Here is an 8,203-nt window from a genome sequence, read left to right as displayed (position 1 = left end):
GGAGGTTCCTTAGTGTAGCCAACAGAACGATTCGATGCTGTTTGAGCCGTGCGTAGATGCCATCCCCGCAATCAAAGGTTTGTATGGCCGCCCTCGCAGGCGGCCATACAAACTTCACGCAGATAAAGGGAACAACTACTCACGCTGCAGACAGCATCTCAAAAGCGTGGAATCGTCAGTCGCATTGCCAGGCGAGGTATTGAAAGCAGTGAAAGATTAGGCAAGCACCGCTGGGTCGTGGAGCGAACTCATGGCTGGTTTGCTGGCTTTGGAAAACTGCGCATCCGGTTCGAGCGGCGCCTGGATATACACATGGCTTTACTCAAACTGGCTGCTGCAATCATCTGTGCACGATTCGTGGATAGGTGGTGTTAGGTTCTATGTTTTCATTCAAGGATTTTTGGGAAGAAGTTGCTCTGGATTGAAAACTGCGGTGCCTTTGCACACCGCAAAGGCTACGCGCAGCAGTTTGCGACCCAAGATGACCATGGATTCTGTGGTGGAGAATCCTCTGGCTCGAATGTGAGCATACAGTGGCTTGAGAGCTTTACTGTGACTGGCCGCGAAAGCGGCCTGATACATCTGCCTGCGTAAAAGCGCAGGCCCGCGTTTGCTCAAGCGCCGTCTGCCCCGTTTATTGCCGCAGTCATTGGCTCGTGGATCCAAGCCGCTGTAGGCGACGACAGCATCAGAATTGGCAAAGCACAATCGGCTAAACAGTGCCGTCAGCAAGGCACTGGTTTGCGGCCCGATTCCCGTGATGGTTTGCAAGCGTTGACTGCCAGCGTGCATTGCCTCATCTGCAGCAATCAACTGCTGCACGTGTTTGTCGATCGCCTTAAGCACGGTGTTGGAAGATTGCATAAGTGCGTCAATCTCTGAGCCCAGCTCACCGACTTGCTTGAGTGTTTGAAGCACCGCTGCTTGGTGGGCTGACACTTGTGCACGACGGCTTAGTAATGCATTCAACTGCTGCAGCACTTCAGAGCCTGGCTGCCAAGGGGGCAGGCTGTGCTGGTGCTCTTGCACATAGCGCCGAATCACCACACAGTCCACTGCGTCGCTCTTAGCCCTTGCATCCAAAGCTTTGGCGTAGAAGTACACATCACGTGCATTCAGGACATACACCGCAAAGTCCGCTTGCTGTGCCAAGTGCGCAAGTTGCTGGTGATAACGCCCAGTGGACTCCATGGCAATGCAACTGCCGTGGGGCAAAGCCCTGAGCCATTGGGCAATAGCACTGGCGTCATTCTTTAAAGCAATCGGTGCTTGCTCATCGACGCTGATGACTAACTCTGTCTTGGCGACATCGACACCAATAAAGGTTGTTTGCATAACGCACCTCCAACAAAGAAAATAACTTTTCGGGGCGTACTGCTTGCCACCAATGTGCGTTGGCTTGTCTTCAGATTGGCAGTCACGCTGCCCAAAGGCTGCGTGCTGCTCAGTTCCTTATCGAAGCTATGAGGTGGGGAGGGAGGGGTCTAACACGGTCGGTCTGCATCAACAGCCGATAGCGGCTCTCGACCCTCACCCCGACACCCTTAAACATACAAGCAGCTCTCAGTAGTGCGGTAGTGGGACTTGTGCGGTTGACTCATGCTGCGGGCCTACAACTGGCTACGCAGCGATTTGTGCAACAGCGCCGAAGCTCTTCAGATGGCTCATTTCTGCAATGCTTGCGTATCAATACTAATGTGTAACCGGCATCGTTGGCGTCTGTGCTTAAGTCCATGCTTTTTGCATTATCACGCCCTGAATGGAGTAAAAAAAACGCCGCTCAAGCGGCGTTTTAAAGTTCGCCATTTATACCTTGAACGTTTTCTTATTTTTGGAATGCTGCACAAGGTATAGATTGCAAGACCTATCTGCGGTAGGAGAGTTCGAGGCCAAGGTATCTTTCCGTCATCGTTGCGTTGAGGAGTGGTCCTTTGGGATCTGGCTTGAACTCTAGTACCGTGTACTTGGTGTCTTTGGTTTTGATAGGCACTGCATTGAGCGGTGCTTTCGTTTTGCTTCGAGTGCGGTTGCTGAGTGCTGTCAGCGAGGGGGATTTTCGCTGGATGGTGCAGTACTGACGTACTGCGTTGAGTGAAATGCCCAGTTGGTTTGCAATGGTGCTGAGGGGCTTGCCCGCGCTATTTAGCGCAGTGATCTGGAGCGCTTGCTCCTTGGTGATGGAATTAACCAAATCTCTTCAACTCCTTAAGCTTGTCAAGGGTTTGTGAACCTGAGACTATTGCGTCTTTTTTCCCTATTTCTCTAGGTATTTATTGACTGAATAATCTCAGGGCGCTTTTCAATTATAGCTGGTTGAGTTTTTTTTTGCTTTAAATGCAAAAAATACACCTCAAATATGATTTTTTCTTGTACGAAAAACAGTTCTGTGGTTCAAGGTGCTGGTTCTAAGGCTCAGTCTCGGAACGGTTTAGCTGCAGATTCTGTTGGCGATTTCTTCGAGGTCGTGTACAGGGCAACACAGTTTGTGTACATTGTTTTGCACTAATTGGTAGCAGTTCTTTCGACGACTCATTTGTAGGCTGGTTGTAGCTTCATTTGTAGGCCGTAATCGACTGCTTAATGTTTGATCTGAATCTGAACAAAGTTTGCCGATTTGATGCGCAGAAGAGTCGTAAAATTTCTTCACCTAATGATTGGAGATCAAATATATGAAGAAACTTTTGGCATTGGCTGTCATTGCCTTTGGACTGAGCGGCTGCGCTGTCTATCACGATGGCCATTATCACGACCATGGCTACAAGAAGCCTCACCCGCATGGCTGCCCACCGGGACAAGCAAAAAAAGGGCGTTGCTGATTGTTAAAGATTCAGGCGAATTGTGTACGTGGAGCCTTTTTACTTGAGTTTTTGCAGCAGCTTCACTCTAAGACCCAGGATACCTGTATCGCTTCTTGGCGCTGAAGGTCAAGTGTTGTCTAAACGGCTAACTTTATACAGCAGTACGTTGCAGCTATTACAAGGAGTCACTAAGAGCAAAGAGCAGGTTAAGGGCACACATCAAGGATGCAGCTGGCAAGGTTCAGGAAAAGTTCGGTGAATTGATTGATAGCCCTGAACAAGAGGCCAAGGGCATTGCTAAGCAGGTGGAAGGTCTTGCAAAAAAGAAAGCCGATGATATAAAAAACCATTGACGACGGAAAGAAGCGACAATTGATTGCTAGTTGAGTTCCAGTATCCATTCAGTGGTAATTATATGAGCCTCAGATATCACTGAGGCCTTTTCGTAATTTTCTTGTAGTTAAAGGAATTGGTGAATTTCCTGGAAATGTCTTTGTAGTGCTTATAACCAAAGCTCTAGGATTTCATCTATGCAGTCAAAATGTTCAGAAATCAACACTTGTGGCTCATGTCGCAAACGCCGGTTTAACTGGTTGGCGCAGCGGCTGCCGTAGTATTGTGCGCTGTCTCTGTGTCAACCGGCGTGCGTTCTCTGAGCAACTTTGATTTCAACAAGTACCATTGGCAAATGGTATGAGTAGGAATGATTCGATAATTTTTGGGACGTGGCTTACTACGAAAATCGCCGACTATTGTCTCAATCACGATGGCGCTGTCATGGTGCTCAACCGAGGCTATATGGGTGAAAAGAGTCCATGAAAGGAATCTGTTAGTAAACCAAAAATCTTGAAGGATTTCAAATTTCGGATTTGAAAGTTTCTTTATTTGTCCCGTTCTATGGTTTTTATAAAATTGTTTCTTAATTAGCATGACAAGGCCAACCAGACAGCGCTGCTGATCAGCGATGATGCTTATTACTTCTGGCTTTTGTCATATAGCCCATTCATCAGCGATGAGCACAATGGGAAATTGATCACGTTAGCTAGCGATCTCAGTTTCGATCGCAGTCAGGCTATCAAGATTAAGCAGAAGCTTTGAAGTGGTTGCGGACGAAAAGCTACCCTAAGGGGTGTTTGCTACTGTATTGCTTAGGGCGCTTCTGCATAAGCCCTCAACGCATCTGCTTGCACATGCCTGCAGAGTGCGACAGCATCCCAGCCCATGCAGCAATTCGATCTCGGCCTGAACCTTTCCGCCCAGAACACGCAAACGCGAATTCCTAGAGCTGATGCAGCAGGTCGTGCCGTGGCGAGAGTTGGTGGACTTGATTGTGGCTTATGCACCTGAAGGTGCGCAAAGGGTGAGCAACGTTTCCTGTCGAGATGCTGCTGCGCATTCAACTTTATGCAGTATGACGTTCAGGACATTGCCCTGAAGAGACAGTTGCATCTAGTTGTTAAGCCGCAGGCTGATGGATAGCCTGTGAAATTAGCGAAACTATAACTGTTGCTAGACAGCTCGATGCGCTCAGTGCAAAAGCTTGGCCTGAAACAACTGAAGTCACTGCATGATGTTTTGCGTTACTGCAGTTGCTTGTCTCCCGCCTCTGAAGCAATTTTGCACAGTTGGGCAAAATTTAAGCAAAAACAAATTGTTGCTCCACAGCTTCTGGCACTCTGGAATTCCACATGGCAATCTTTGGGAGTAAAGAGAAGCATGGAAGCATTGGAAAAATTCGCAGGCAGAAAGTTTACAGCTTCAGAATTGCTACACACGAAGTTATGTATTGCTCCAGGAGGTGAAGCAACGCGAATCGTATATGGACCGCTTACGACAGTGTTTGATATTGACTATGCATCGCTGCCTCTTGCGGAATTACGTGAAGTGATTGAGTTAGCTTTGCTGTCGCTGGATCGCATGGCTCCGAATCTGTTCAAAGGGAAAAGCATTCGTGTATACGAAGGCGGAAACCATTTGGACATCATCAATGAGGGGGTAGGCACCATGGGGTGGCTTACCGTTGAGGATCATGTGCGCGCAAAAGCCTAAGCCGCAAGGTCGGCGATAGTTAAGCTCTTTCGACTCAACTCAAGCTGTCAGTTATTTATTCGCGGTCATGCTGCGTATGGTCAACGCTCTGTTGAGCTATGGCTTGTTGCTCAAGAGCGGAACGGCTGTCGATGCCACGTTGATCAATGCACCAAGTTCAGCGAAGAACGTCAGCTGCGAGCGCGATCCCGAGATGCACCAAGCCAACAAGGGCAATCAGTGGAACTTCGGAATGAAGGATCACATTGGCGAGGATGCCGATTCGGGATTGTTGCACTCGGTCATCTCGACAGCGGTCAATGTCAATGATGTGACCCCAACCAATGCCCTGTTGCACGGTCAGGAAGTTGAAGCCTACGGTGACGCAGAATACCAGGGCGCAGACAAACGTGGTGACGCGTGAAGCGCTGTGCGTTGTCATGTGGCGATGCGTCCGGGCAAACGCAAGGCCTTGGACAAGTCGCAGTTCAAGGAGCGCATTGCGGATGGATGCAGTCGATTAACGCACGTATTCGTGCCAAGGGGGGGCATCTGTTTTCGGTCATCAAGCAGCAGTTCGGATTTGTCAAAGTGCGCGACAAAGGCTTGGTCAAGAACATAGGGCAGATAGTGACGTTTTTTGCTTTAGCCAATTTGTGGATGGCGCGGGAAAAAATCATGGCATTGCAGGCATAAGTGTGCCTGTAAACAGCCGGAGAGTGCTTGGGCAAGGTGTTTGAGATGACTTCTGAAGCAGGAGATGCTCATCCATTGCAGCTTTAAATGCGCACCTTCATCGCGTATGGCGTCGGAAGATGAGTTTTTCAGATCTACCCTATGGTTAATTGTTACGCACAATACTGTGCCTGTATGAAGGCTCTAGTATTTGCTATCTGATATTTTTTAGGTATACATATGCTCATGATTGAAGTTAAATATATTTAAATCATTAAAGTACTGTTTGGCTGCTAAGCAGCCATACAGTGCTTGTTTTGATATTGAAATAATCTATCTTGATTTTTTATTTTAAAATAATTTTTTTATTGTATTTTGAATGAGTAAAAATAATTAATCTGTTCGTTAGGAGATATTTTTTTTATGATTTAATCATTGAGCCATTCTCAAATCTTTTAAGAAATTTGCAACAGCTTGATCTTTGTTGATGGCCCAAACTTTGTCTTTTTGTTCGAAGCCTCTCGAAAGAAGATTGCTTTCCCTCCAGATGTTGCCTTTTATTCCGAAAAAAATACTCGTAACAAGTGATATTAAGTTGATCACTGCGTCTGTGCCAGCTCCAGCATCAGGGATAAAGAGTCCCACAGCAATGCCTAATAAAATAAACGTAAGCATTAATCCAATGCCCAAAATCCACATTTTTGCAGCCATGGCCCAAAAAAAGTGAATAAAAAAGCAGGCCAGCAAATACCTTGTTTTACAGCTTGAATTTCTCCAGACGGATGTTGAAAAATTTTGAATTCTTTCATGAAACTTCCTCTCTTTGAAATTTTTAAAACTTATTAGATTTGAGTTACATTGAAGTAGACATGGTTCGTCAACTAAAAAATAACTGTTACATATCATCCAGGTAACTAATCTCATACGCAAGATATTTTTACAAGAAATAGTAAATGTTCGATAAAGTAAACATCTACGATTCAGGATGATGAAAAAAATATGTGTTTGATTTTTTAGGTGGAAAATTAAATTATTTTGTAGTAGTTTGATTTTTTGGGAAATTTCAATCAATATTCAGTGTCAATAGTCTCGATCTTAGGGATTGATCTGAGAACTATTGCTGTTGTAGCTTACGAGATAAAAATGCTGAAAAGAGGTTTGTAGCTAAGCAGTACCCTATCCCCATCGGCCCCACAAAGTGGCTTTTTTCAGGTTCTATCAATCACTATCCCTGCAATGCATGTGGTGTAGTGAGGGGGAGGCGGCCATGCTTTTCAAGCGCCATTCAGAATGCTTATCTTACGCAGCAACAGCTGTGGATGAGGGTGACTTTTGCAAGATAAGGGCATGACGATAAAAAGGCGATACACAGCGACCTTGGTTGATTCGCTTAACAATGTTGCGGAAGATGAGTGGCAGGCAATCGCCAACAGCCATCCTTTCATGAGTTACCAATTCCTCAAGCTGCTTGAATCAACTGGCTGCGTTGGAGCAGATACAGGCTGGCACACCAGTTTTTTGCTGCTCCGTGAGGGGGGGCAATTGGTCGCCGCCGTGCCAAGTTACGTCAAGACCCATTCCCGTGGGGAGTTTGTATTTGACCATGCCTGGGCTCAGGCGTTTGAGACACATGGCCTGTTGTATTACCCCAAGCTGACGGTGGCCGTGCCTTTTACGCCTGTCCAGGGGCCGAGGCTTTTGGCCAGAGATGAGCAGGCACGTCGTGCCTTGGCGTACGAACTAACTAAGTTATGCGGTGCGGTGCAAGCCTCTTCAGTGCATGTGCTATTTACCGAACCTCAGGATAGGGCTGCGTTGGTGGAGGCAGGATTCATGCTGCGTGAGAACGTGCAGTTCCACTGGAACAATGACCGCTACACTTGTTTTGAAGACTTTTTGAGCAGCCTCTCGCAAGACAAGCGCAAGAAGCTGCGGCAAGACTCCAAATATGTGGCTGCAGCTGGAATAACTTATCGATGGCTTGAAGGCGAACAATTGCAGCGTGAGGAGCTGGAATTCTTTTACACCTGCTACGTCAACACCTATACAGAGCACTGGTCACACCCTTATCTGAGCCTGGAGTTTTTTCTCAGGGCTCATGAGGAGCGAGTGCTCGACTTTGTGCTCATCCTGGCTGAACGGCATGGAGCGCCAGTGGCGGTGGCGCTCAATGTACGTGCAGGCAAGACCCTTTACGGACGCCACTGGGGTTCAACTGAGTTTGTCAAAGGTCTGCACTTCGAGACATGCTACGCGCAGTCCATCGCTTACTGCGTCCAGCAAGGCATTGAACGCTTTGAAGGCGGTGCTCAAGGAGAGCACAAAATGGCACGAGGCCTCTTGCCGGTCAAAACGTATTCAGCCCACTGGGTTGCAGACCGCCGGTTTTCCGCGGCCATTGATAACTTTCTGCAAAGAGAGGCTTTGGCCGTAGAAGGTTATGTGGAAGGGTTGCAGCGCGCGAACCCGTTCAAGACTTGCTAATAGAGAAAAGCGCTCTCAAGTGCCCCAACGCTCATGCAGCAAACTTTGGTGGCAACCAGAACAATCAAATAATCACAACGCCGAGCGTATCGTTCGGCAGGGGATTGACAGGCAAAGTAGCCTCATTGGTCTGAGCTTTGTGCGTTCACGCACTAGGCGCTAAATGCATCAGGCTGTTGCAAGGGGTGTCAGCTAGGTGTCACAGAGCATGGTGAATC

8 protein-coding genes and 2 pseudogenes are annotated in these 8,203 nt (G+C 47.5%); 6 read left to right on the top strand and 4 right to left on the bottom strand.

Features of this window, described 5'->3' with window-relative positions; all coding sequences use genetic code 11:
* Window positions 1-25: 25 nt before the first annotated feature.
* Window positions 26-375, top strand: a pseudogene (locus QEP11_RS12820) (transposase); the annotation flags it as partial.
* A gap of 15 nt (window positions 376-390) precedes the next feature.
* Here QEP11_RS12820 and QEP11_RS12815 read toward each other — a convergent pair.
* Complete coding sequence (locus QEP11_RS12815) at window positions 391-1,335, bottom strand: IS110 family RNA-guided transposase (protein WP_284337050.1); 945 nt, start codon at window positions 1,333-1,335, stop codon at window positions 391-393.
* Window positions 1,336-1,864: 529 nt separating this feature from the next.
* Window positions 1,865-2,191: a hypothetical protein gene (locus QEP11_RS12810; protein ID WP_284337049.1), complete on the bottom strand. Its 327-nt coding sequence runs from the start codon at window positions 2,189-2,191 to the stop codon at window positions 1,865-1,867.
* A gap of 478 nt (window positions 2,192-2,669) precedes the next feature.
* Here QEP11_RS12810 and QEP11_RS12805 point away from each other — a divergent pair, with 478 nt between their 5' ends.
* The 4 genes and pseudogenes from QEP11_RS12805 to QEP11_RS12790 all read left to right on the top strand — a co-directional run.
* A complete protein-coding gene (locus QEP11_RS12805) occupies window positions 2,670-2,816 on the top strand; it encodes a membrane lipoprotein lipid attachment site-containing protein (RefSeq protein WP_284337048.1) in 147 nt (48 codons plus the stop codon).
* A gap of 242 nt (window positions 2,817-3,058) precedes the next feature.
* Window positions 3,059-3,151: a hypothetical protein gene (locus tag QEP11_RS12800; protein WP_413788729.1), complete on the top strand. Its 93-nt coding sequence runs from the start codon at window positions 3,059-3,061 to the stop codon at window positions 3,149-3,151.
* 1,240 nt (window positions 3,152-4,391) lie between these two features.
* Window positions 4,392-4,847: a hypothetical protein gene (locus QEP11_RS12795; protein ID WP_284337047.1), complete on the top strand. Its 456-nt coding sequence runs from the start codon at window positions 4,392-4,394 to the stop codon at window positions 4,845-4,847.
* 67 nt (window positions 4,848-4,914) lie between these two features.
* Window positions 4,915-5,522, top strand: a pseudogene (locus QEP11_RS12790) (IS5 family transposase); the annotation flags it as partial.
* A 411-nt stretch (window positions 5,523-5,933) separates the two neighbouring features.
* On the opposite strand, the gene QEP11_RS12785 reads toward QEP11_RS12790, so the two are convergent.
* Window positions 5,934-6,212 carry a hypothetical protein gene (locus QEP11_RS12785; RefSeq protein WP_284337046.1) on the bottom strand — a complete coding sequence of 93 codons (279 nt, stop codon included), beginning with the start codon at window positions 6,210-6,212 and terminating at the stop codon, window positions 5,934-5,936.
* Window positions 6,176-6,310, bottom strand: a complete 135-nt coding sequence (locus tag QEP11_RS12780; RefSeq protein WP_284337045.1) for a hypothetical protein — start codon at window positions 6,308-6,310, stop codon at window positions 6,176-6,178. The genes QEP11_RS12785 and QEP11_RS12780 overlap by 37 nt, the downstream gene beginning before the upstream one ends.
* Window positions 6,311-6,848: 538 nt before the next feature.
* Here QEP11_RS12780 and QEP11_RS12775 point away from each other — a divergent pair.
* Window positions 6,849-7,985 carry a GNAT family N-acetyltransferase gene (locus tag QEP11_RS12775; protein WP_284337044.1) on the top strand — a complete coding sequence of 379 codons (1,137 nt, stop codon included), beginning with the start codon at window positions 6,849-6,851 and terminating at the stop codon, window positions 7,983-7,985.
* Window positions 7,986-8,203 lie beyond the last annotated feature (218 nt).

This window comes from Comamonas halotolerans (genome assembly GCF_030162935.1).
Taxonomy (GTDB): domain Bacteria; phylum Pseudomonadota; class Gammaproteobacteria; order Burkholderiales; family Burkholderiaceae_C; genus Comamonas; species Comamonas halotolerans.
Note: the sequence above shows the minus strand (reverse complement) of the source record. Positions and strands in the feature narration are given on the sequence as shown.

Excerpts from the sequence above, each read along its gene's own strand:
- QEP11_RS12780 (WP_284337045.1), bottom strand. The coding sequence starts at position 6,310 with ATGAAAGAATTCAAAATTTTTCAACATCCGTCTGGAGAAATTCAAGCT.
- QEP11_RS12805 (WP_284337048.1), top strand. The coding sequence starts at position 2,670 with ATGAAGAAACTTTTGGCATTGGCTGTCATTGCCTTTGGACTGAGCGGC.
- QEP11_RS12815 (WP_284337050.1), bottom strand. The coding sequence starts at position 1,335 with ATGCAAACAACCTTTATTGGTGTCGATGTCGCCAAGACAGAGTTAGTC.
- QEP11_RS12775 (WP_284337044.1), top strand. The coding sequence starts at position 6,849 with ATGACGATAAAAAGGCGATACACAGCGACCTTGGTTGATTCGCTTAAC.
- QEP11_RS12785 (WP_284337046.1), bottom strand. The coding sequence starts at position 6,212 with ATGGCTGCAAAAATGTGGATTTTGGGCATTGGATTAATGCTTACGTTT.